Origin of the sequence: Photobacterium angustum, assembly GCF_002954615.1 — a bacterium.
GTDB classification, from domain to species: domain Bacteria; phylum Pseudomonadota; class Gammaproteobacteria; order Enterobacterales; family Vibrionaceae; genus Photobacterium; species Photobacterium angustum_A.
This window is the reverse complement of sequence record NZ_MSCJ01000001.1, coordinates 1684431-1708185: the sequence shown is the minus strand read 5'-3', so window position 1 is coordinate 1708185 and position 23755 is coordinate 1684431. Positions and strand designations below refer to the sequence as shown.

Annotated in this window: 18 protein-coding genes; 8 read left to right on the top strand and 10 right to left on the bottom strand. The window is 38.2% G+C overall.

Translation table 11 applies throughout. The annotated features are described in order from the left end of the window. Both BTO08_RS07425 and tyrR read left to right on the top strand, forming a co-directional pair. Complete coding sequence (locus tag BTO08_RS07425) at positions 1 to 1152, top strand: DUF1501 domain-containing protein (RefSeq protein ID WP_105060504.1); 1152 nt, start codon at positions 1 to 3, stop codon at positions 1150 to 1152. Positions 1153 to 1442: 290 nt separating this feature from the next. Beyond that, positions 1443 to 2981 (top strand): transcriptional regulator TyrR, encoded by a 1539-nt coding sequence (tyrR, locus tag BTO08_RS07420; protein ID WP_105060503.1) that lies wholly within the window; start codon positions 1443 to 1445, stop codon positions 2979 to 2981. 81 nt (positions 2982 to 3062) lie between these two features. Here the strand turns inward: tyrR and BTO08_RS07415 are convergent, their stop codons facing one another. Continuing rightward, the gene (locus tag BTO08_RS07415; RefSeq protein ID WP_005367032.1) at positions 3063 to 3644 is read right to left on the bottom strand and encodes a methylated-DNA--[protein]-cysteine S-methyltransferase; all 582 of its coding nucleotides are present in this window, start codon (positions 3642 to 3644) and stop codon (positions 3063 to 3065) included. Between the two features lie 75 nt (positions 3645 to 3719). On the opposite strand from BTO08_RS07415, the gene rimJ reads away from it, so the two are divergent. Beyond that, positions 3720 to 4316 (top strand): ribosomal protein S5-alanine N-acetyltransferase, encoded by a 597-nt coding sequence (gene rimJ, locus BTO08_RS07410; protein WP_105060502.1) that lies wholly within the window; start codon positions 3720 to 3722, stop codon positions 4314 to 4316. Positions 4317 to 4382: 66 nt separating this feature from the next. Here rimJ and pyk read toward each other — a convergent pair whose 3' ends face one another. Next, on the bottom strand, positions 4383 to 5828 hold the full coding sequence (gene pyk, locus BTO08_RS07405) for a pyruvate kinase (RefSeq protein WP_105060501.1): 1446 nt from the start codon (positions 5826 to 5828) through the stop codon (positions 4383 to 4385). 237 nt (positions 5829 to 6065) lie between these two features. Next, entirely contained in the window at positions 6066 to 6923 is an 858-nt protein-coding gene (locus tag BTO08_RS07400) for a MurR/RpiR family transcriptional regulator (protein WP_005367039.1), read from the bottom strand. Between the two features lie 370 nt (positions 6924 to 7293). Here BTO08_RS07400 and BTO08_RS07395 point away from each other — a divergent pair, with 370 nt between their 5' ends. Further along, positions 7294 to 8112: an SDR family oxidoreductase gene (locus tag BTO08_RS07395; protein ID WP_105060500.1), complete on the top strand. Its 819-nt coding sequence runs from the start codon at positions 7294 to 7296 to the stop codon at positions 8110 to 8112. 733 nt (positions 8113 to 8845) lie between these two features. Here the strand turns inward: BTO08_RS07395 and BTO08_RS07390 are convergent. Beyond that, the gene (locus BTO08_RS07390) at positions 8846 to 10099 is read right to left on the bottom strand and encodes an L-lactate MFS transporter (RefSeq protein WP_105060499.1); all 1254 of its coding nucleotides are present in this window, start codon (positions 10097 to 10099) and stop codon (positions 8846 to 8848) included. A gap of 841 nt (positions 10100 to 10940) precedes the next feature. Here BTO08_RS07390 and BTO08_RS07385 point away from each other — a divergent pair. From BTO08_RS07385 to fabV, 3 genes are all read left to right on the top strand, one after another. Continuing rightward, entirely contained in the window at positions 10941 to 11600 is a 660-nt protein-coding gene (locus BTO08_RS07385) for a TetR/AcrR family transcriptional regulator (protein WP_105060498.1), read from the top strand. Between the two features lie 66 nt (positions 11601 to 11666). Continuing rightward, positions 11667 to 13943: an acyl-CoA dehydrogenase gene (locus BTO08_RS07380; RefSeq protein ID WP_105060497.1), complete on the top strand. Its 2277-nt coding sequence runs from the start codon at positions 11667 to 11669 to the stop codon at positions 13941 to 13943. A gap of 187 nt (positions 13944 to 14130) precedes the next feature. Then, complete coding sequence (gene fabV, locus BTO08_RS07375; protein WP_105060496.1) at positions 14131 to 15333, top strand: enoyl-ACP reductase FabV; 1203 nt, start codon at positions 14131 to 14133, stop codon at positions 15331 to 15333. Between the two features lie 340 nt (positions 15334 to 15673). Here the strand turns inward: fabV and BTO08_RS07370 are convergent, their stop codons facing one another. The 5 genes from BTO08_RS07370 to BTO08_RS07350 all read right to left on the bottom strand — a co-directional run bounded on the left by BTO08_RS07370 (position 15674) and on the right by BTO08_RS07350 (position 21313). Next, on the bottom strand, positions 15674 to 17023 hold the full coding sequence (locus BTO08_RS07370; RefSeq protein WP_105060495.1) for an ATP-binding protein: 1350 nt from the start codon (positions 17021 to 17023) through the stop codon (positions 15674 to 15676). Beyond that, positions 17020 to 17694 carry a response regulator gene (locus BTO08_RS07365; RefSeq protein WP_005367047.1) on the bottom strand — a complete coding sequence of 225 codons (675 nt, stop codon included), beginning with the start codon at positions 17692 to 17694 and terminating at the stop codon, positions 17020 to 17022. Before BTO08_RS07365 ends, BTO08_RS07370 begins: the two co-directional genes overlap by 4 nt. 286 nt (positions 17695 to 17980) lie before the next feature. After that, entirely contained in the window at positions 17981 to 19663 is a 1683-nt protein-coding gene (locus BTO08_RS07360; RefSeq protein ID WP_105060494.1) for an aspartate:alanine antiporter, read from the bottom strand. Between the two features lie 254 nt (positions 19664 to 19917). After that, the gene (locus tag BTO08_RS07355) at positions 19918 to 20181 is read right to left on the bottom strand and encodes a GrxA family glutaredoxin (protein WP_006645951.1); all 264 of its coding nucleotides are present in this window, start codon (positions 20179 to 20181) and stop codon (positions 19918 to 19920) included. Positions 20182 to 20359: 178 nt separating this feature from the next. Then, positions 20360 to 21313: a porin gene (locus BTO08_RS07350; protein ID WP_105060493.1), complete on the bottom strand. Its 954-nt coding sequence runs from the start codon at positions 21311 to 21313 to the stop codon at positions 20360 to 20362. An 807-nt stretch (positions 21314 to 22120) separates the two neighbouring features. On the opposite strand from BTO08_RS07350, the gene BTO08_RS07345 reads away from it, so the two are divergent. Further along, positions 22121 to 22711: an acetate uptake transporter gene (locus BTO08_RS07345; protein ID WP_005367053.1), complete on the top strand. Its 591-nt coding sequence runs from the start codon at positions 22121 to 22123 to the stop codon at positions 22709 to 22711. Between the two features lie 100 nt (positions 22712 to 22811). Here BTO08_RS07345 and BTO08_RS07340 read toward each other — a convergent pair whose 3' ends face one another. Continuing rightward, positions 22812 to 23693 carry an AraC family transcriptional regulator gene (locus BTO08_RS07340; RefSeq protein WP_045127163.1) on the bottom strand — a complete coding sequence of 294 codons (882 nt, stop codon included), beginning with the start codon at positions 23691 to 23693 and terminating at the stop codon, positions 22812 to 22814. Positions 23694 to 23755: the final 62 nt, after the last annotated feature.

Sequence of the window (23755 nt, the reverse complement as noted above, 5' to 3'; positions counted from 1 at the left end):
ATGGATAATATATTTGATCGCCGTATGTTCTTAAAATCTTTAGCTGCGTTTGGTGTATGCAGTGCATTGCCGTCTGTCGCTTTTGCGAAAACACAGTCGGCAAATATTTTTGTATGGATTACATTGCGCGGTGCAATGGATGGGTTAAATGTGGTTGTACCCTATGGAGATAAAGACTATCTACCGCAAAGACCGTCGATTGGGTTACATAAAAATCAGCTTAATAAACTCGATGATTTCTTTGGTTTACATCCAGCACTAAAGAGTTGTTATCAGTGGTATCAACAAGGTGAGATGGCTTTTATTCATGCTTGTGCATCACCTTATCGTCAGCGCTCACATTTTGATGGGCAGAAAGTATTAGAAAATGGAACTGAGGATCCGTTACATAGTGATGGTTGGCTAAATCGCTTCCTGTCAGTTGATAGTAAGCAGCATACGATAGCCATAGATTCTGGTTTACCTTTAATTGTTCAAGGTAATGCCCAAGCTGATAGTTGGTATCCACATAAATTGAAGATTAAGCAGCAACAAGCTGAATTGTTGCAAGAAATGTATCAAAGTGATCAAGCTTTATCTGACAACTTTATTAATGCATTAGACATTGAAAAAATGGCAGGTCATGTAAAAGGCGGTCAACAATTTCATGTTTTGGCGCAACAAGCCGGAAAATTTTTAACGTCGGAAAATGGACCGAATATTGCGGTATTAGAGTTAGGTGGATGGGATACACACGCAGGAGAAGGCGCGGTTAAAGGTCGTTTAGCGAGCCAATTAAAGAAACTTGATGAGGGACTTTCAGCTTTAAAATCACAGTTAGGTGAGGCTTGGTCGCGAACGGTGGTTATTGCCGCGAGTGAATTTGGCCGAACAATTGCTGAAAATGGAACTAAAGGAACCGATCACGGTACGGCTAACGCAATGTTGATAGCGGGAGGCGCGGTGAGTGGAAATCAAGTGATAACAAAATGGCCAGGGTTAGCTAAATCTCAGCAATACAAAGGAAGAGATTTAGCCCCAACGACGGATATTCGCTCTATATGTAAAACGGTATTGCATTCACATTTAGGGGCAACAAATAAGCAACTCGATATAGTTTTTCCTAGCTCAAGTGAGCTACCTATCATGAAAGATTTAATCCGCCATACTTAAAATAAAGGCGCTGTTAGTTCAATAGATACTAAAAGCATAACGTTATTTTTTAATTATAAATGGCTTGATTCTGAGCGGGAGACTTGACTCAATTTAGTGTTAGTCGCACACTGTTAAAAGTGTCAGGAATTGTTGACACCTAAGTGTAAACTCGTATTAATACATATATTTTTGTTTGTGGTATGAGTTGAAATTGAAGAATTAAGTCATTGCTTTTTGTTGTTGTTATTCTGATAAGCCGAATATTTCGAACTTAACAATGGAAAGTTTATATTGAGAAGGCGTAAAGAATGAGACTACAGGTATTTTGTGAAGATCGGGTTGGAATGACTCGCGAGCTACTCGATATTCTGACTAGTCAGGAGATTGATCTTCGAGGGATTGAAATTGATCGCATTGGTATCATTTATCTCAATTGTCCTGAAATTGAATTTGAACAGTTTAGTCATCTAATGTCGCAAATAAGGCAGTTAGATGGCGTAACAGATGTAAGAAAAATAAATTTCATGCCGAGTGAACGTGAACATACAGAGCTTTCTGCATTACTTCAAACCTTGCCTGATCCCTTTTTTTCCATCGATTTAAACGGAAAAATTGATTTTGCCAATCAAGCAGCTGAAAGGTTATTAGCTCATCATCAGGGCTCACTTCATCACGAAAATGTTCATACGCTCTTTGGATTTAATGTTCAGCGTTGGTTAGAAACAAAACAGGCTGAAAAACATACTGAGATGGTGGTGATTGCAGGTTTAGATTACCAAATGGAAGTCATGCCTGTTTATATTAACGATGAAACCGATATACCTGTTTTTGCCAGTGCGCTTATTCTTCTAAAATCACTGTCTGAAGCAACCATGCCGATTGTAACTCGCCAGTTAGATGGAGACAGTGGTTTTGAGCATTTAGTTGGGCAATCATCGCGTTTCAAGCATTTATTAGCTCAAGCGAAAAAGTTGGCTTTATTAGATGCACCGTTATTGATCCAAGGTGAGACAGGAACAGGTAAAGAAATGTTAGCCCGCGCATGTCACCAACGTTCTATACGACGAGAGAAACCATTTTTAGTTGTAAACTGCGTATCTATGCCTGATAACGCTGCTGAAACAGAGCTATTTGGTTTTGCTGGAAGTACAACAGAGCCAAGTAAAAAAGGTATTTTTGAGCAAGCGGATGGTGGTACTGTTTTCTTGTATGAAATTGGTGAGATGTCAAAACATCTACAAATTAAATTACTACGTTTTTTACAAGATGGCACATTCCGACGCGTGGGTGAAGAAGCTGAGAAAAAGGTTAATCTTCGCGTAATCTGCTCTACACAGAAAAAGCTACCAGATTTAGTTGCATCAGGTGATTTCCGCGAAGACTTATATTATCGCTTAAATGTTCTTGCTTTGGTTGTTCCACCATTACGGGAAAGATCGGCAGATATAGTACCGTTAGCTGAATTATTTTTAACTCAGTTATCACAAGAATTACATCAGCCTAAACCTCAGCTATCTGAGGAGTTGGCAGAATACTTAAAGCAATATGCATGGCCTGGTAATATTCGCCAATTACGTAATGTGCTATTCCGTGCGATGACACAACTTGAGAATACGGTCATGACATCAGATGATGTACAGTTACCTGAAAATGAATCAAGTAGTATTATCAGTGATGAAATATTAGATGGTTCTCTTGATGAGATCATGAAACGTTATGAATCCGGTATTTTATCGAATCTTTATCGCAGTTATCCATCTACCCGCAAATTAGCGAAACGGTTAGGCGTATCACATACTGCTGTTGCTAATAAATTACGAGAATATGGTTTAAGTAAGCGCACCTAATTACTTTAGATATATAAAGAAAAAGAGATAATAAATATTATCTCTTTTTTATGAGTTCGAATATCAACTTAGCATTTGGCGTTATGCTATTTCATGTTGTGGTTCTTTAATGAGAATGGCGTTACCTGACTCTAATGCAAGTAATAGCTCTACCATTTCTGCGCCATAACGATAGCCGCAAAGATTTTGATTGCTATTAAGTACACGGTGACAAGGGATAATGATAGGTATAGGGTTTACATTCTTTGCCATGCCTATAGCTTGGCTTGCAGCTGAATTGCCAATATCGAGTGCGATTTGTTCGTAACTGGATGTTTCACCGAAAGGAATATCAGCAATAGCATGCCATATTTGCTGTTGAAACATCGTTCCTTGAGGAGCGAGAGGGAAGGTGAAGCGTTTACGTGAGCCTAAGAGGTATTCTTTTAGTTGCCTTATAAATGGTCTCATAAAAGAGGGGTTATGCTGCCATGACTCGTCGGGGTAATAGCCAGGACTATTGACAGTTAACCTTCTTAAGCCTTGATGGTCGGCTAGCAACATAATGCTGCCTAGTTCAGTTTCTATACAATCGTAATACATCCATAACTCACTAAATGCGTTAGTAATTAATAACATTGCTAAGCTAAGATTAACAGATAACAGTTTGATAACATATAACAATATGTTTATTAGTTATGCTAATCTTACGACAATGCTCAGCACCTCTTATTAACATCCTTGTGTCGAGGTAATAGTTTGTTCCATTCAATTATAAACCGTTCATCCACAATTGCGCTTGATGATATAAAAATTAGGCTTATTTCTAGTCAGGATGTGGCAAAGATAACAACGTATTATCAAAAAAATCGAGATTTTCTGAAAGCTTGGGAGCCGATGCGTAATGAATTGTTTTTTTCAGAGCTCGGTTGGCAAAAAAGAGTTGAACAAATCGCTACCTTACATCGTCATGAAATGGCATTTTATTTTGTGATTGAAGACCGAAGTACTGACGAAATTATTGGCGTGATTAACTACAGTAATTTAGTGAAATTTCCTTTTCATGCGTGTCATGTTGGCTACTCCCTTGATCAAGACTATCAAGGGCGCGCTATTATGCGTCGAGCATTAAAAGAGACTGTGAACTGGATGTTCGAAGTCAAAGGTTTTCATCGCATTATGGCCGCCTACATGCCACATAACAAAAGAAGTGCCAGCGTACTACACTCCGTCGGTTTTGAAGAAGAAGGACTAGCGAAAGCGTATCTTCTAATTGATGGGAAATGGCAAGATCATGTTTTAACCTCATTGATTAATGAGCAGTGGACTGCGCCAGTTACGTGGTCAGCGTCTTAAAAATAAGCAATAGAAAAGGCAACGCGAACGTTGCCTTTTAGTGCATTCTTGTACGAGATAAATAAATTACTCGACAGTTAGAATACGCATATTGTTAGTTGAACCAACAGTATCCATCACATCACCTTGAGTGATGATCACAAGATCACCTACGTTAACAAATCCAGCATCACGAAGTACGTCTAACGCATGTTTTGCCGCTTCTAACCCAGCATCACTATCGCGATTGAAAAACACAGGTGTTACACCACGGAATAATGAAGCTTGGTTTAGAGTATTTTCGTTTCGCGATAGCGCGAAAATAGGCAGACCTGATGAAATGCGAGACATCATCAACGGTGTACGACCTGATTCAGTCATTGCAACCATCGCTTTTACGCCTTCCATGTGGTTTGCAGCATACATGGTTGACATCGCAATCGTTTCTTCAGGAGATGAGAAGAATCGATCTAAACGGTGGTTAGATACGTTAATACTAGGCTCTTTTTCTGCGCCTAAACAAACACTTGCCATTGCTTTTACGGTTTCTTCAGGAAATTGTCCCGCAGCCGTTTCCGCTGAAAGCATTACCGCATCTGTACCATCGAGTACAGCGTTAGCAACATCCATAACCTCTGCACGTGTTGGCATTGGGCTAGTGATCATTGATTCCATCATTTGTGTCGCTGTAATAACCGTACGGTTTAAGCTACGAGCACGACGAATCAGTTTCTTTTGAACACCAACTAGCTCAGGATCACCGATTTCAACACCAAGATCACCACGAGCAACCATAACAACGTCAGATGCAAGGATGATATCGTCCATAGCTTCGGTTGTTGCTACTGCTTCTGCACGTTCAACTTTAGCGACTAATTTTGCATTTAGACCTGCTTCAGTTGCTAATCGGCGCGCATATTTCATGTCTTCGCCATTACGTGGGAATGATACGGCAAGGTAATCAACGCCCATTGCCGCAGCTGTTAAAATGTCGGCTTTATCTTTATCTGTTAGTGCTTCAGCTGAAAGACCGCCGCCTTTTTTGTTGATGCCTTTATTATTTGATAATGGGCCTGCTACTGTTACTTCTGTGTGTACTTTATTACCTTCAACAGACGTTACTTTTAATTGTACGCGGCCATCATCTAATAACAGGATGTCACCCGTTGCCACATCTTTAGGTAACTCTTTGTAGTCGAGGCCGACTGCAAACTGATCGCCTTCGCCTTTAGGTAGATCACTATCAAGGGTGAATTTATCACCAATAGCGAGCTGGATTTTATCTTCTTTAAACGTAGATACGCGAATTTTAGGACCTTGTAAGTCACCTAGAATTGCTACGTTTTTACCAAGTTTAGCTGCAATTTCACGTACTTGCTTAGTGCGTTGAATATGATCTTCAGGGCTGCCGTGAGAGAAATTCATACGTACAACATTGGCACCCGCCGCAATGATTTTTTCAAGATTATTATCGCGATCAGTTGCAGGACCTAAAGTGGTTACAATTTTTGTACGTCTTAGGCGTTCAGTCATGTGAAACTCCAATTTATAGAAACGAGCTTTATTGAGCACTTGGCTTGAGAGTGGTGATCACCAAGTCGGCAATAAAACATGAGATAGTTTTGATACCATATCTCGCTAATTGTGCTTAATGATGTATATCAAAAGACAATAAACTGTCACTTTTTTATTCTTTTTTGTTGTAACAAAAAATATGTAATGAAAAAGTTGCGAATAAAAAAGCGAAGCTAAGGCTTCGCTTTTAAAGTGTTACAGCGTTGAACTGTCTTTAGAAAAGCGGGAGTCTTTCAGCGACTCTTTTACGCGCTTCAAGTTATCTCTAAACCCTGCACCACGACGAAGTGTAAAACCTGTCGCTAGCACATCAATAACGGTCATTTGTACAACACGGCTCGCCATTGGCATATAAATATCAGTGTCTTCTGGTACGTCTAGGCAAATAGACAAGGAGCATTCACGTTCTAGCGGTGAGTCTTTTGCCGTAATACCAATAACAGTTGCGCCATTAGCGCGTGCCATTTGTGCAATCTCAACCAAACTCTTAGTGCGACCAGTGTGAGAAATAACAACAACGACATCACCATCAGAGCAGTTAATCACGCTCATGCGTTGCATCACAATATCATCAAAACAGACAATAGGAATGTTGAAACGGAAAAACTTATTTTGCGCATCGTGAGCGACAGATGCAGAAGCGCCCAAACCAAAGAATGAGATTTTTTTTGCTTGTGTTAACAGATCGACAGCGCGGTTTATCTGCATTGTGTCGAGACTATTTTTTGCGACATCTAAACACGCCATTGTTGATTCGAAAATTTTAGCAGTATAGGCATCTGGCCCATCCGTTTCTTCAACATTACGATTTACATAAGGCGTACCGTTCGCAAGGCTTTGCGCTAAATGCAATTTAAAGTCAGGGAACCCTTTAGTATCTAAGCGACGGCAAAAGCGGTTAACGGTCGGCTCACTAACATCCGCCATTTTGGCAAGTGTTGCGATACTTGAGTGGATAGCTGTTTGTGGAGAGGCAATAATAACTTCGGCGACTTTGCGCTCTGATTTACTGAAGTGTTCTAAGTTATTTTGTATTTTTTCTATGGTGTTCATAGCTAATAATGCACTTCGTTATTGAATTTCATTTGTAGCAAACTTGTCATCAAGATGCTTGTTTAATGAAACTATACTACTTAATTTTGACTATCTCCTAGCTGATCAGCGCTTTTTAAAGGCTAATTTTATTAGTTTTTGACAGGGATCGCCTTTTGGCTTTCAGTTTTGAAACTCTGATTGATGAATAATTACAAAAAAGCAGCAGATATGGTGAGTTTTTGTATATTCCTTTCATATCTAAGGGATTATTTTACAGCGTGAAAAATAGACTGATGTAATTTGTCATCATTTTTAAGTTGTCGCTTAAAGCCTCAGGTCATTGGTGTTATTTTTCTTATATGGATTTGATGTAATTTGAGGGTGAAAAATGAATGTTGCTATATGCGGTTGTGGTTGGCTTGGTTTGCCCTTAGCAAAGGCATTATATAAAGAGGGCCATAACGTTTACGGTACAAAAAGAAATGCGAGAGATGCGAATGCTTTAAGTGCATGTGGCATACATGGTGTGCCAATGCAGTTACCATTAACAGAAGATGAACAACTAGCATCTTTAGCTACGATGTTATCAAGTGATGTGATGGTGATTAATATTGCTGCCGGTCGCAATAGTATTGATAAAGAACAGCATTATCAGAATGTGTTATCCCTTTCTAATGCGGCTTATCAATCAGGATGTCAGCGCATTATATTCATTAGTACAACGTCAGTTTATGATGGACGAAAAGGACGTGTGACTGAAGATGAAGATGTGATGCCATTAACTGATTCTGCTTTGACGCATGTGAAGATTGAAAATAGTTTGCGTGCTCAATGGGGTGATCAATTAACGATAGTGCGGTTATCGGGGTTGATTGGTGAAGACCGTCATCCTGTCAAATTTTTAGCGGGTAGAAACGGTTTAAAAGGAGGCAGTAATCCCGTTAATCTTATTCACTTAGAAGACTGTGTTGCGGCGATAGTAAGGTTGATTGGTATCAAAGATACTATGTCTGTCTTACATTTAGCATCTGACTTTCACCCTACACGTAGAGAGTATTATACTCAGATGGCGAAGCAATTATCATTGCCATTGCCTGAATTTTTACCTGATGATGAAAGTAGTACTGCAAAAGTGATTGATGCTGCGAAGACATTAACTGATCTAGGTTATGTTCTTAAACATAGAGATTTGATGCTGTCTAAATAGATAAAAAAAACGCTGAACAACAGTTCAGCGTAAAAATATGCAATTAAAGGATAATTGCAGTGGCAATAAGGAGTATTGGAAGAAGTTCGACGGCCAGTTAAACAATTCTCACCAATATTATGGATTCTATATATTCAGACTCTGAATTTTAGGTTTGGTTCAAAACTTTTTCAAAAAATAGTTTTCAGGCAAAAAAACACGCAACAACACCGTTTCGACTACTTAAGTCATCTGAATAGATAAAAAAAATCCCATTAAAAATATTTTAATGGGATAAAAAGTTCCGTAAATTTTACAAAAAGTTCAGCAGTAGTGGACATCTAACATAAATAAAAAACTGTAAAACACTGATTCAAAACCAAAGGCATAGTAGGTTTTATTATGAATCATATTAGTAAGAGTAACGAAATTAAAGTTAGTTCAATAAAAGTGAAAAAAAAGTCATCTTTTTTTATGGTGACCACCAAAGACCGTTTTTTACAAAAAAAAGCCCACTAAAAAATAGTGGGCAAACTAAAAATTACAATTAGGAGTTAAAGCAGTAGTGGCATTTACAATGATAAAAATTGTTGAAACATGTTTGTTTTGCTAAATCTTTATCAATCTGAATACACTATTTAAGACTTAGGATTTTAAAAAAGGTTCCTAAGTTTTCGAATATTTTTAGTATTAAAGTATCGTGATTACTTAATGCATTGATTTTTAAGTAATATCTAAACTGCTTTGTTTATATTTAGGCCGTAACTTTTGTATTTAGAATTTCATTGTCTTCTTTTTCAACAGTTTTCACAGCTTTGCCTGTTGGATTCTTTGTTAGCACCGAAAACACAAATGCGATTCCCATGATAATTGCCGAGTAGAAATAAGCGAGGTTGTAATTACCTGTGGTATCAACAGCAACTGCGGCGATAACAGGGCCAATGAAACCACTGACACCCCATGCTGTGTATACGACACCATAGTTTGTACCGTAGTTTTTCAAACCATAGAAACCTGCAGTTAGTGATGGAAATACTGCAGGTAAGGTTCCATAACATAAGCCCGCTGTTGCCATACCGATGATAAGACTAATATGGCTTGTGTAATGAGGGAACAACATCATGTTGGCAATAGATAACATAAATGACAATGATAATGTTTTAAGACCACCAATTTTGTCGCATAGCATGCCAGCAAACACACGGCCTGATGTATTAAATAAAGCTAGAATAACAACAAGGTGAGCAGCATCCGTCATACCTGCTTGTGCCGAAGCGATAGAGGTAATATTACCAATGATCATTAAGCCTGTTGATGATGCACAAAGGTACATAACCCAAATGCTATAAAACTGAGTCGTTTTGAGCATAGCAGTCCAGCGCATTTCTTTTTGTGGCACCGCTACTTTCTTATTTGTTTGTTTAGATGAAGCGACAGGTACGTAATGCGTTGGTGGATTAGTAATGGTAAATGCTAATGGTGTAGCAATACATAAAAGCGCAATACCTAAAATAATGAAGCTATAGCTAATACCGTAACTCCCTATTAACGATGTAATTAATGGAGCAAGATAAACACCAGCAAGCCCAAAGCCCGCAGCGATAAGGCCATTTACAAGCCCGCGCTTCGAAGGATGAAACCATTTCATTGCAGCAGGGCTTAAACAAGCATAACCAAAACCAATGCCACCACCAGCAAGAATACCAAAGGTAAAAATAAGTTGAGTAGGGTTTGTGATGTAACCTGATGCGATTAAACCCAAACCAGAGCAAATTGTACCTGCTATTAATACACGTTTAGGGCCAAATTTATCTTGTAAAATACCAGCTAAAAGAAGAGTTATAGAGAAGGTAATAATAGCAACAGTATAAGGCAGAGATGCTTCTGAGTTTGTCCATCCTAAATCAACAACTAGCGCTTTTTTAAATACGCTCCAAGTAAATAGAATACCAATACATAAATTAATACAAAAACCAGCAATAAGAATTTGCTTTGCTCTATCAAACATGAATTTCTCTCTAATGATATTTATACGGTGAAAAACCGAATAAATAGATCGTAGTAATATATATCTTTATTAAATATTAACCGTTAATACTGTGGGGGAATTCTAGCGATAAAAACAATGATGGCAAGTTAAAATGTAACTAAATATAAAATAAAATAAGACACTGATTTTAATGGTATTTATTGTTTTATTTGTTTTTTAAATAAAAGTGCATGAATCTCTATTTGTATTATGTATTACAAATATTGTATTGGTTAATTTTAATCGTTAAACTAATTTTATAACCATTCTTAATTATAATTAACAGAACTAAAAATAAAGATAATTAGATATCATGTTATGTTTTAATTTAATTGATTAATTGTCTTGAGTAATGGTTATTTATATAAATTGCCAAAGTAATTACTATTATTAGTAGTATCGTGAAATTGTATATAAAAGTGAATCATTTAGCGGTGGTATAAATGATATGTGTGTATATATTAATAGGAGGGGAAGAACAAGAGGGGGCACTTCGTAAAAGTAAGCAAAGAAATAAAACCTACTCCAATAACAGGAGCAGGCTATGAAGGAAAATCTTCAACAAAAAGTAGTGGCATGTAATCAGACCCAGTCGATGGGGTTAAGTTCCGAAAATATATCTTTTTTCTATTATATTTTATTAATTATTAACCTTGGTTATGCTTGGGTTTTTTAAGTTGTTGATATTTAATGTCTAATTTTTATTTTATCTGTCTTTAAGATCTATTGAAATTTCACCTCTCAAAATGAGATAGCAAACTTGTTAAAAGTGTTAACGAGTTGTAGTATTTAAACATGTGTTTAATACGGGTGAATGAAAATGGCTGGAAAAGGTGAAACTAAAAGTCGCATTCTAGATGCCGCTGAGCTGTTATTTGCCGAGCATGGTTTTAACGAAACGTCGCTGCGGACCATAACGAGTAAAGCTGGAGTCAATCTTGCCTCTGTAAATTACCATTACGGAGACAAGAAAACATTAGTACGTGCAGTACTCAGCCGCTACCTTGATATTTTTATGCCAGCGCTGCAAAGCGAATTAGAAAGACTCTTAACCCGCGATGATTTTACGATGGAAGATGTTTTCCACTGTACCAAGTCACCGTTAGTGAGCCTTAATGATTGTCGAACTAATGGCGCGACGGTTTTTATGTCATTACTAGGGCGAGGTTATACTGACGTACAGGGACATTTACGGTGGTTTATTGTTACCCGTTACGACAAAGTTCTCTCTCTTTTTGTCACAGCAGTATGCCGTGCTAATCCATCCTTAGATCCGGAAACTCTTTTCTGGCGCTTACATTTCACGTTAGGTGCATCGGTATTCACGATGGCATCAAGCGCCGCTTTGTGTGAAATAGCAGAAAACGATTTTTCGAGTCATGTGAAAACTGAAGATTTAATTGATCGCCTTGTCCCCTATCTCGCAGCAGGGGTTGGTGCGCCAATAGAACCGAATATTTCTCTGGTTAAGCAAGTCTAAAACTAAATAACGAATGTATACCTACTTAGTCATTATAAAAATAATCGAAGCAAAAGGATCTGAACTATGAGCACTTTATCTGTAATGCGAAAACGTTATCTCAGCGACCCCGCCTTTAAGATGTTTAAAAAAGTGTTGCCACCGTTATCTGAAACAGAACGCGAGGCAATGGAAGCGGGAAGTGTATGGTGGGATGGCGAGTTATTTAGTGGACAACCTAACTGGAATACGTTGTTAACCTATCCTAAGCCCAAACTTTCTGATGAAGAGCAAGTGTTTATCGACACTAAGCTAGAAACGTTATTGGCTATGTTAAACGATTATCAGATTGTACAAGAAGATAAAGATTTATCGCCAGAGGTGTGGCAGTACTTACGTGATGAAAAGTTTTTCTCGTTAATTATTGGTAAAGAATACGGTGGCCTTGATTTTTCAGCGCATGCGAATTCAACCATAGTTGCCAAAATTGCGACGCGTAGTTTAAGTGCTGCGGTATGTGTCATGGTACCTAATTCCCTAGGGCCTGGTGAATTATTGACTCATTACGGGACAGAAGAGCAGAAGAATTATTGGCTACCACGTTTAGCTAACGGTAAAGATATTCCATGTTTTGCATTAACTGGGCCAGAAGCTGGTTCAGATGCCGGTAGTATTCCTGATGAAGGTATTGTTTGTTATGGCGAACATGAAGGTGAGCAAGTATTAGGTTTACGCCTAACATGGAACAAACGCTATATTACCTTAGCACCCGTTGCAACAGTATTAGGTCTAGCTTTCAAAATGAAAGATCCTGATGGCCTGCTTGGTGATAAAAAAGAATTAGGTATTACCTGTGCATTAATTCCCGCCGATCATCCTGGTGTTGAAATTGGTGAACGCCATGACCCATTGAATATGGCATTTATGAATGGACCTACACGCGGTAATGATGTGTTCATTCCAATGGATTGGTTAATAGGTGGTCAAGAATATGCTGGTAAAGGTTGGCGAATGCTAGTGGAGTGTTTATCAGCAGGACGTGGTATTTCCCTTCCTGCATTAGGCACTGCCATTGGTCATTTAACAGCGAAAACGACAGGCGCATATTCCGTTGTTCGTAAGCAATTTGGTACTTCAATCGGTAATTTTGAAGGCGTTGCACAATCTTTAGGGCGAATAGGTGGCTTCACTTATATGTTGGAAGCTGCCCGAACGTTAACCACGACTTCACTAGATATGGGACAAACCCCTGGGATTGTTACAGCCATTGCTAAATACCATATGACTGAAATGGCACGAACAATCCTTAATGATTCAATGGATGTGCATGCTGGTCGTGCTATTCAGCTCGGTCCAATGAACTATTTAGGCCATCACTACTTTGGTATGCCAGTTGCTATCACTGTTGAAGGCGCGAATATTCTAACTCGAAACTTGATGATCTTTGGTCAAGGTGCAACACGTTGCCACCCTTATGTGCTTAGTGAAATGGAAGCGGCTGCTAACCCAGATGAACAGCAAGGTGCAAAAGAGTTTGATAAGTTGCTATCAAAACATATTGGTTTTGCTATTGGTAATGTTAGTAAGTCTTTACTGAATGCCTTTTCAGGCTCTCGTTTTAACCGTTCACCCGTTAGTGGTGAAACAGCACCTTATTATCGCCAGTTAGCAAGAATGGCTAAGGCATTGGCGGTGAGTGCGGATTTTGCGATGTTAAGCCTTGGCGGTGAGTTAAAACGCCGAGAATTAGTCTCTGCACGTTTAGGTGATGTTTTAAGTCATCTTTATTTAGCATCGGCAGTATTGAAACGCTATGAAGATGAAGGGCGTCAACAGCAAGATTTATCAATGGTGAAATACGGTGTAGAGCATTGTTTACATCAATGTGGTGTTGCTTTTAATGATGTATTTAATAATTTCCCTCGTAAAGGTGTTGGGCGTCTACTTCGTACGATTAACTTCCCGTTAGGCATCCATTATCACGCACCATCAGATGTAATAGCTATCGACATCGCAGAAGCATTAATGACTCCAGGTGTACATCGTGAGCGATTAACTCATCTTTGTTATGTTGGTGATAAAGAGGATGATCCTGTTGCGATTATGGAACGTGCCTTTTTAGCTATGCACGAGATCAAACCTTTAGAGCGAAAACTGATGAAAGCAACACGTAGAGGTGAGATCCCACGCAAAGCTTCGTTAACAAATAAGTTACAAGTTGCATTAGATGTGGGAGTAATCACAGAAGCAGATAAGAAAAAAATAGAAAATGCTGAACAGCTAAGACAAAAAGCGGTTCAAGTTGATCATTTTTGTGCAGACCATTTTAAAAAAGCTCGCATACTACCAGGAAAAGCGGCTTAGGTAGCTTAGTTAGTGATATATAAACCTGGAATCTCCCATGTGCCACGCTAAGCGTGGCACTTTTTTTGACCAGAAATATCTGTAACACCTCCAACCACTACGGTTTTTATCATTTTCTGTCATAAATTTAATGCGCATTTGACGCTAACCTTTTATCCTATCGACAACTATGTAAGGGAAGTTGAAGATGATCATCAAACCTAAAACTCGTGGATTTATTTGTACAACAACGCACCCTGTGGGTTGTGAAGAGAACGTAAAAGAGCAAATTGCTTATACTAAAGCACAAGGTCCAATCGCGAACGCACCTAAGCGTGTGTTAGTTGTTGGTTCATCAAGTGGTTATGGCTTATCGTCTCGTATTGCTGCGGCATTCGGCGGTGGTGCTGCAACTATTGGTGTGTTCTTTGAAAAACCAGGTACAGAGAAGAAACCAGGCACTGCAGGTTGGTATAACTCAGCAGCATTTGACAAGTTTGCGAAAGAAGAAGGTCTTTATTCAAAAAGCTTGAATGGTGATGCTTTCTCTAACGAAGCAAAACAAAAGACAATCGAATTGATCAAAGAAGATCTTGGTCAAGTTGATATGGTGATTTACTCACTTGCATCACCTGTACGTAAATTACCTGAAACAGGTGAAGTTATCCGCTCATGCTTAAAACCAATGGGTGAGACGTACACAGCAACAGCAGTAGATACCAATAAAGATGTATTAATCGAAGCAAGCATTGAGCCAGCTACAGAGCAAGAAGTTGCTGATACTGTAACGGTTATGGGCGGTCAAGACTGGGAACTTTGGATTGATGCTCTATCTGATGCTGGCGTTTTAGCTGACGGTTGCAAGACGGTTGCTTATAGCTACATTGGTACTGAAATTACTTGGCCAATTTACTGGCACGGTGCATTAGGTCAAGCGAAAATGGATCTTGATCGTGCTGCAACAGAGCTAAATGAAAAATTAGCACAACATGGTGGCTCAGCGAATGTTGCTGTGCTTAAGAGTGTTGTAACGCAAGCTAGTGCTGCAATTCCTGTTATGCCACTTTACATTGCGATGGTATTTAAGAAGATGCGTGAAGAAGGCGTACACGAAGGTTGTATGCAGCAGATTTTACGTATGTTCAATCAACGCTTATTTAAAGCAGATGGTACAGCACCAGAAGTTGATGGCGAAAACCGTTTACGTCTAGATGATTGGGAACTTCGCGAAGATATTCAGCAACATTGTCGTGATTTATGGCCAAATGTAACTAATGAAAACTTATTTGATGTCGCTGACTATCAGCAATATAAAGATGAGTTTTTAAAGCTATTTGGCTTTGGTATTGACGCTGTTGATTATGATGCAGATGTGAATCCGGTTGTTGAGTTTGATGTGAAAGACATCTAATTCAATACAAAATAAAAAAACCGCCGAAAGGCGGTTTTTTATTGTTTTGATTCATCAATATAATCTATTTATTATTTTTTTTGTTTATGCATCCAACCACATTGGTTACAGAGATGAATTCTTCTAATGTAAAACTTATGCCATAGTTTTCGTTTAATTCTTCCTACATCGAAACTAGCGCATTTTCCGCACTGCATTTATTAACTCTCCAAGCTATTAATAAATTACTAGTGATAGTTTTAAATATTATAAATTTAATGTCTACGAATAAGTGTCAATTTTTTGGCGTTTCAGTGCCGTACATTCAATTATTCGGTCTGTCATAAATTTTTAATATTTCTTAATCATTAAGTTTTGGCAGTGTAATAATAAATGCAGCCCCTTCTAATGGCGAATCTTCAACATAGATAGTCCCTTGATAGCTATCGATAATTTCATTACACACCGATAAACCAATACCTTGGCCTGGGTTTAGCTGATCTGAACGTACTCCTCGTTGAAATATCGCCTCTCTCATATCCGGTTTGACACCAGGGCCATCATCTTCAATCTTAATGGTAAAGTGAGTGTTGGTTTCTGTCACAGTAATATGCACTTGGCTAATACAAAAACGGAATGAGTTTTCGAGCATGTTGCCAAATAATTCCATTAAATCATCTTTATTTAGCGGCAACATAACATCTTCATTGAAGTGGTAATGCAATTGAGCTTGTTTATCTGCATAGATTTTGCTGAGCATTAAACTAAGGCTATTAACAACTGGCATTAATTGAGAATTACTTTTTTGTAGCCCTTGCTGACCCACCATTGCACGTTTGAGCTGATATTGGACAAGATCATCCATTTGGCTGATTTGCTCCATAATGCGTTGATTTAGCTCGTGACGCTCTAACGTTTTATCATCCAATAATGCATTTGTTGCCGCTAAACGGGTTTTTAAACTATGGGCAAGATCATCCATCGCATGGCGGTAACGTCCTTTTTGATCACTGCTGATACGATTTAATCGGTTAACTGCTTTAGTTACTTCTTGCAGCTCCATTGGATAATCATTATCGAGTTTTTCTCTTTTCGCTTCTGCCATTTGATCGAGTTGAGAGGCTAACTTACGTAACGGCTGAAATCCCCAGTGAAAGGCAGCAATAAGAAATGCAACCGCAATAAGTACAAACAGACCGAGATAAAATGCTGTACGTTGGTGGAGTTTTTCTAATGATTTTTCATAATCATTTGCAGAACGTAGTACTACGAGCTGATAAATGTTGCCATTTTCTTTATCTCGACTGAGGTTATAAGCGATATAGCCTTTATCATCACCCATTTTTATTAGGGTAGGGGTTGGTATTTCTTCTGGCAGATAACGACAAACATCTTTTAAATTCGCTTTATTGGCTTCATGAGATAACCATGTGGTGTTATCTGCTTGATCGCACACTACGGCAATATAATCGGTATCTGATGGATCAAGAGAATCAATCCACTTATCAACATCTTTAATTAAGCCTGCACGGTTAAGTTGAGCAACAACCATGGGCATTTGAGCGACAAGCTCTGAAGAGTATGAAGCCATATAGCTTTGAGAATAAAGCTTATTAATCACACCGGCTAAGGCCGATGTGACTAAAGCAATAATAGCTACAGAGGTGATTAAAACTCGACGTCTTAAACGCGGCTGTATAAGTTTATTCATTGGGCATTAAGTTCAAAAATATACCCTTGACCACGAATGGTTGATATTGGATTATCTTGGCCTGTTTTAGTGAATTTTTTACGTAGACGACTAATCATAACTTCGATTGTATTAGGATCGCCTTCTTGATCTTCATATAACACATCGAGTAAGCGTTGTTTTGACACAACCTGACGGCTATGGCGCATGAGATATTCAAGTAAGTCATATTCAAAAGCGGTTAACTCTAATAATGTTTCATGAACATAAACTTGCTTAGCGAGGAGATCAACACGGATATCACCTGCGGTCATTTCTGGCTTTACAAAACCAGCGCTTCGGCGAACGAGTGCGCTTAAGCGAGCAACCATCTCTTCTTTTTGGAATGGCTTAACGAGATAGTCATCAGCACCAGCTTCAAGCCCTGTAACTTTGTCTTGCCAATTTGAACGCGCAGTAAGAATAAGAATGGGAAGACGAAGCCCCTTTTTACGCATGTCTTTGATTAAACTGATCCCATCACGGTCGGGTAAACCAATATCAACAATCGCAATATCATTGGGGTAGTTTTCAGCAAAGAATAAACCTTCTTCTGCTGTGTTTGCACACTGAACTTGGTTGCCTAATTCACTGAGTTGAGATTTTAAGTGATGGCTAAGGATTGCATCGTCTTCGACAATAAGAATTCGCATAAATTAAAGCACCCAAGGTTGCTGATTATAGTTATAAATATCTATGGTACGAAATATTGCAATTATCCGCATTATTTATCATTGCCATAAACTTAAAATTTGAGCGTTATAGCAGAATGGGGATTTATAAGTCACATTGCTATGGTGTGCCATTAACTAAAAGGTTTGATTAATAACAAATTAACGCTATAGGTCTTAGTGTAGGTATCTTGACTGAATAGGGGCTGACTCATGAGATAACTCATTAATCAGCCCCTATTAGAAATAGCGGTATTAAAGCTAATAATTACTTCAGAATAATAATTAACGTACCTGCAATAGTGAGCAATACGTTGGCGATAGCATAGGTACCTGCATAACCTAAAGCAGGAATAGTACTACGCGCATGAGCGTTGATCATATCCATAGCTGGGGCACAAGTACGCGCGCCAATGATGGCACCAAAAAGTAGTGCACGGTTCATTTTCAGCACATAAGCACCGAACAGATAAGCTAAAACCACTGGGATCACACTTACCATTAAACTGGTGACAAAAACAGTTAAACCGATATGACCAATGGATTCAAAAAGGTTAGAGCCAGCACTTAAGCCAATACCAACCATAAAGACCATCAAGCCTAAATCTTTCGCCATATTTAATGCCCCTTGAGGGACATAACCGAAAGTAGGGTGGTTTGCACGTAAAAATCCAAGTGTAATACCTGCAATTAACAGACCTGCAGCACTACCTAAACCAAACGCGATATGACCAAACTTCATGGTAATTAAACCAAGCAGTAACCCTATGATAAAGAAACAACAAAAAGCTAATAAATCTGCAATCTGGCTGTGGATTGAAATAAAGCCAATACGTTCTGCTAAACCATGAACACGACTTTTCTCACCACTAACTTGCAGAATATCACCTTTGTTTAACAGAATATTGTGATCCATCGGCATTTCGATTTGAGCACGAACCACACGGTTTAAGAAACAACCGTACTCTGAAAGGTTCAGTTCTGATAAACGTTTGCCGGCAATACCATCGTTTTTTACCACGATTTCTTCTTCAATAATGCGAAGGTCTAATAAATCACGATCAAAAACTTCTTTACCATTACGGAAGCTAGGATCAAGACGTGCGTGGCTATCAGGGTAACCTACTAGCGCAATTTCATCACCTTCTTGTAAAATCGCATCACCATCAGGGTTCGCTAAAATGCCGTTACGACGTACACGTTCGATATAGCACCCGGTTTGGCGGTAGATACCTAATTCACGAAGGTTACGGCCATCAATCCAATTAATCAGTTCTGGTCCAACACGGTATGCGCGAATAATTGGTAGGTAAACTTTTCGCTGTGCGACTTCACCAATACCTCGTTCACGTGCAATTTGTTGTGATGATTCAGCAAGATTTTGTTTTTGTAGTGTAGGCATAAGTTTAGCAAGGAATATCAAGCTCACTAAACCCACTAAATAGGACATCGCATAACCAACACTTAAACTCTCTGTAAGCTGTTTAATCATTGCTGGATCGGTAATGCCTGATAGACCCGTATTTAATGCGTCTTTAGCGCCCACTAATACTGGCGTTGCCGTTAATGAACCTGCCATTAAACCTGTCGCAAGGCCAATATCCATATGTAGATAATGCGCCATTGTCATGGTTATCGCGATGGAGGAAAGCAGAACGACGAGCGCAAGTAAAAGGTAGTGCTTACCGTCTCGAAAAAAGATGCCGAAAAAGTTTGGACCCGCTTCTATACCTACACAAAAAATAAACAGCATAAAGCCAATATTTAAAGCGTCAGTATCAAAAGTAAAACCAGCATTACCAAACAGCAGTGCTGTGACTAAAACGCCAATAGAATTACCTAAGCTCATCTTACCAAAGCGTATTTTGCCAATACTTAAACCTACGGCAAGGACAACAAAGAGTAATAAAATATCATTATGGTGTAGAAGTGCTGCTACATCAATGTTCACAACAGAATTTCCGACATAGTGGAGAAGTAAAAGTTGTCAAATTCTAGCTGATTTTTCCAGAGTGTTATAGCGTATATTCTAAAAAAATGTTGAAAGTTAGTATTAATAACTTTTGATTGTGTATTCTTTAAAAATCGAAAATAAAACGGATTACTGTACGTTAAAAATACTGTTCATTTACGTTGTCAGTAAGTAATAAAATAGAGATAAAAAAAGGTCGAACAATGTCGACCTTTTACAAATTGAATTATTTTTTATTGGAACAGTAGATTATGTTCTTTAGAGTAAGCTTCAAACTCAGTACAGCCACCAATGTGCTCTTGATCAACGAAGATCTGTGGCACAGTTTCAACTGGTTTACCTACCGTTTTTTCTAGATCCGCTTTACTGATACCTTCCGCATGAATATCAACGTAACGGAAGTTAAAGTCGTCGCGTTCTACTTTAATTTTTTCTGCTAATTCCTTAGCACGTACACAGAATGGGCAACCTGGGCGACCAAAAATAACTACGAACATAAAATCTCTCCTGCAAAATTATGTTGTTACTATAACGTGTGTTTATTGATAGAGAAAGGGGGATTTGCCTGTTAGAGCAATAGAGAAAATCGATGGTGGGATATATTTCAAGGCGGGGCGACGTTAAAGAGTAAAGCCAAGCACGAGGCTTGGCTTTTATTACCGTTTATGGCAAAACTTAGAAGTCGTAACGAATACCCATTTGTAATTCGTCATCTTCGCCATCAATTTGGTTAAATAGGTAACCTGCATAAGTACGTAGGTTTTTATTGAACTTATAGACACCATCTAACGCAAAGTAATCTACCTTGTCAGTTTTTACGCCACCGTTTTCAGATTGCTTAAAGTTGTATGCTGCTTGAACGACAAATTGACCCATTTTGTAAGCAGTTGCTAACTCATAACCTGTTAGATCGGTATTACCATTTTCACCACTCGCATAAGTACCAGCTGCGTAGAAGTTATTAAACTCGTAACTTGCTGCTAAGTTATATTGGTTAGCATCAACGTCAACACCATCTTTGCCACTAACATAACCTGCACCTAGAGATAGACCAAATGGGAAGGCATATTGTGCTGCAATACCATAGCTGTCTGAATCTTTTTCAGCATCATTGTTTTCAGCAATGTAGTTAGCTGAAACTGTGAAATTATTGAATTCACCAGCGTATAAAAAGTTGTTTTCACGCTTATCTTTGTTACCGTCAACAAGATCAACACCGTCACCGCCGAAAGTAGCAAGAATATCAGTGTAATCTGTCAGCATAACCTGTGCTGAGTCTTGCTTACCGTAAGAAAATGCACCTGCCTGAGTATCAAACCCTGCAAATACGTAACGACTCTTTACAGTAGAATCACTACTATCAGAGATTTCAGCTTCATATTTACCAAAAGCCGTTACTTGATCAGTAATCTTTGCTTTACCTTTTAGATTAATACGAGCACGGCTCTTATCTTTAAAAGCATTACCAGTGCCGTCTTCACCTTTATTTGCATCAGATAGGTTAAAACGCGCTTCAGCACGACCACCAATACTTAGTGATTTATCATCATCTTGATAAACAGTTGCAGCGTTTACTGTTCCTGCTGCTAATGACGCTAAAATTGCCGATGCCAATGCTACTTTTTTCATTTTCTAATCCCCTAGAAAGAATGTTATTTGGGCTTCAGTGCCTCTTGAATGAGAGCAGATTAGTGCATGAATGTTAAAGTTATGTGTAAGTAAAAAGTTACTTTTATTACATATATCAATGAACTAAGTAGGTATTTTTTGTGATCTGCTATGTATTTTGTATAAGGTGATATTTGATCACAAGAAAGCCTTGTCTCATATAAATATATAGATAAAGGTGCTAGTTAAAGTCGGTTTATAAGAGTGTGAGTTAATTGATAGTTAGTAAAAAGAGGGGATATTAGACGTTAATAAATAAGTTAACGAATATGATGATCATGAGGTTGAATATGAGCATTACATTCAAAATATGGTTTTTATCGCTTTAGGGTATAAAATGTGATGAAAGTGCTATTTTGTTATCTATTTTTAGTTATATATCATCATTCATATGACAAATAGATGGTTTCTGCTATTTCAAAATATCTATAGACCTTACTTTTTTAAATGAATCAGAATGAATTTATATGTTCTTATTGTTTTTTACTTCAATTAAATCAGTTATTTAAATTGTTATCGCGTATCATTATTCTAATTTGGTATATAGTTATTCATGAATTCATATTCTCTAACAAAATTCAACAGATGTTATTATTAAAAATCTTTACAAAATCGGATGAACTCTCATTTTTTCTCACTTTATTGCCTTTTTCGGTGGTTAACCATTGATCTGGATCGCACCATCAATTAGAATTCGCGGCGCATTTAGCATGCATCTATATTTTAAGATTTATCATTTTTGTTGAATTACTCCTGCAGGGGAAATACATGTCTACGAAATTAGCGAACCCAGCGCCATTAGGCTTAATGGGTTTTGGTATGACTACCGTTCTTTTAAACATTCATAATGCTGGATTTTTTCCATTGGATTCAATGATCCTAGCGATGGGTATTTTCTATGGTGGTCTAGGTCAAGTTCTTGTAGGCATGATGTGCTTTAAGCGTGGTGATACGTTTGGAACAACGGCGTTTACTTCTTATGGCTTATTTTGGTTAACGCTAGTAGGTCTTATCGCATTACCTAAGATGGGTTTTGCAGCAAGCCCTGCACCATTCATGGCTTGGTACCTAACACTTTGGGGCCTATTTACTGCATTTATGTTTATCGGTTCTTTGCGTTACCCTCGTGCTAAACAAGTAGTTTTTGGTTCTCTAACTATTTTATTCTTCTTGTTAGCTGCTCGTGACTTTACGGGTAATACAACAATTGGTTTCATCGCGGGAATTGAAGGTATCTTCTGTGGTCTAAGTGCAATTTATTTTGCAATGGCTCAAGTATTAAATGCTGAATACGGCCGTACAATCTTACCTGTTGGTGAGCTTAAGACTGAGCAAGTAAGCCTAAAAGCAGCTGCTTAATTTTGCGAAGAATTGAGACAAAAAACCTCGTTAATTAACGAGGTTTTTTTATATCTAAAATCTATAAAAATAACGCTATCACATGTGATAGAAATAATATTTAGAAGCAAGATTCAGTAATTTGAATGTTAGGTTTATAAGTAAAGTGGCCTTCAGGATTAACATCATTTTCTTGACGTGATGTTGTTCTAAACTGAGAAGGCGTAATACCATATTTACGTTTAAATGCATCGCAGAAATACGCGGCACTACCAAAACCAGAACGATTACCTATTTGTGAAATAGAATAATTTGAAAAAGTAAGGTAGTTCAATGCTAAGCCCATTCTAACATCAAGCAATAACTGACTAAATGAAACCCCTTCTTTTGCCAAATGTCGACGCAGTGTAGATTGCGTTGTAAAGAGCGCTTTAGCCATATCGTCGACACTCCATTTGCGTTGAGGATCTTGGGTGATTAAACGCGCAATAGTTCGCTCTTTAGGTTCATCATAGTTGAAGCGGTAAACGTTGAAGACATCAATGCCTGCTTCATTTAATGCCATTAAAATAAATACTAAACACTGGCTTAACAGCGTTTTTTCCATGGAAGAGCCACATATCGAAGGCAGTAATTTATTAAACAGAACGAAGTTTTGATCCACAATTGCAGGTGTTGGAATCGTGTAGACAGGAGAACAACTCGCCGTTGGGAAAGTCGGTTGTTTTAACGCACTGATATATTTGAACGCTTCAGTGATAGATTCTTCATCAATCATCAACAATTGTAATTCAATATTTTCTTGGCTATTAAGCTGATTAATAGAGCAAGAGATATGACTGAATTTAGGAACGACAAAAGTACTATTATTTTTTAATTCAATAGCATGACCGTTGATGTGAACATCACCTTGAACATTTGATAATTTTACAATCAAGTGGTGGTCGACATAAAACTCTTTTAGAACTACGTGGCTCTGAGAGAGGATACGCTTATATTTCATACCAGTACTGCTTCTCTAAAAGTGGAAATAAATCCTTCATTACACACCATAATTAGGCGACC

What these genes read in the sequence shown, in the direction of transcription:
- BTO08_RS07425 (WP_105060504.1), top strand. Translation starts at nt 1, where the DNA reads ATGGATAATATATTTGATCGCCGTATGTTCTTAAAATCTTTAGCTGCG.
- tyrR (WP_105060503.1), top strand. Translation starts at nt 1,443, where the DNA reads ATGAGACTACAGGTATTTTGTGAAGATCGGGTTGGAATGACTCGCGAG.
- pyk (WP_105060501.1), bottom strand. Translation starts at nt 5,828, where the DNA reads ATGACTGAACGCCTAAGACGTACAAAAATTGTAACCACTTTAGGTCCT.
- BTO08_RS07400 (WP_005367039.1), bottom strand. Translation starts at nt 6,923, where the DNA reads ATGAACACCATAGAAAAAATACAAAATAACTTAGAACACTTCAGTAAA.
- BTO08_RS07395 (WP_105060500.1), top strand. Translation starts at nt 7,294, where the DNA reads ATGAATGTTGCTATATGCGGTTGTGGTTGGCTTGGTTTGCCCTTAGCA.
- BTO08_RS07390 (WP_105060499.1), bottom strand. Translation starts at nt 10,099, where the DNA reads ATGTTTGATAGAGCAAAGCAAATTCTTATTGCTGGTTTTTGTATTAAT.
- BTO08_RS07385 (WP_105060498.1), top strand. Translation starts at nt 10,941, where the DNA reads ATGGCTGGAAAAGGTGAAACTAAAAGTCGCATTCTAGATGCCGCTGAG.
- BTO08_RS07380 (WP_105060497.1), top strand. Translation starts at nt 11,667, where the DNA reads ATGAGCACTTTATCTGTAATGCGAAAACGTTATCTCAGCGACCCCGCC.
- fabV (WP_105060496.1), top strand. Translation starts at nt 14,131, where the DNA reads ATGATCATCAAACCTAAAACTCGTGGATTTATTTGTACAACAACGCAC.
- BTO08_RS07370 (WP_105060495.1), bottom strand. Translation starts at nt 17,023, where the DNA reads ATGAATAAACTTATACAGCCGCGTTTAAGACGTCGAGTTTTAATCACC.
- BTO08_RS07365 (WP_005367047.1), bottom strand. Translation starts at nt 17,694, where the DNA reads ATGCGAATTCTTATTGTCGAAGACGATGCAATCCTTAGCCATCACTTA.
- BTO08_RS07355 (WP_006645951.1), bottom strand. Translation starts at nt 20,181, where the DNA reads ATGTTCGTAGTTATTTTTGGTCGCCCAGGTTGCCCATTCTGTGTACGT.
- BTO08_RS07350 (WP_105060493.1), bottom strand. Translation starts at nt 21,313, where the DNA reads ATGAAAAAAGTAGCATTGGCATCGGCAATTTTAGCGTCATTAGCAGCA.
- BTO08_RS07345 (WP_005367053.1), top strand. Translation starts at nt 22,121, where the DNA reads ATGTCTACGAAATTAGCGAACCCAGCGCCATTAGGCTTAATGGGTTTT.
- BTO08_RS07340 (WP_045127163.1), bottom strand. Translation starts at nt 23,693, where the DNA reads ATGAAATATAAGCGTATCCTCTCTCAGAGCCACGTAGTTCTAAAAGAG.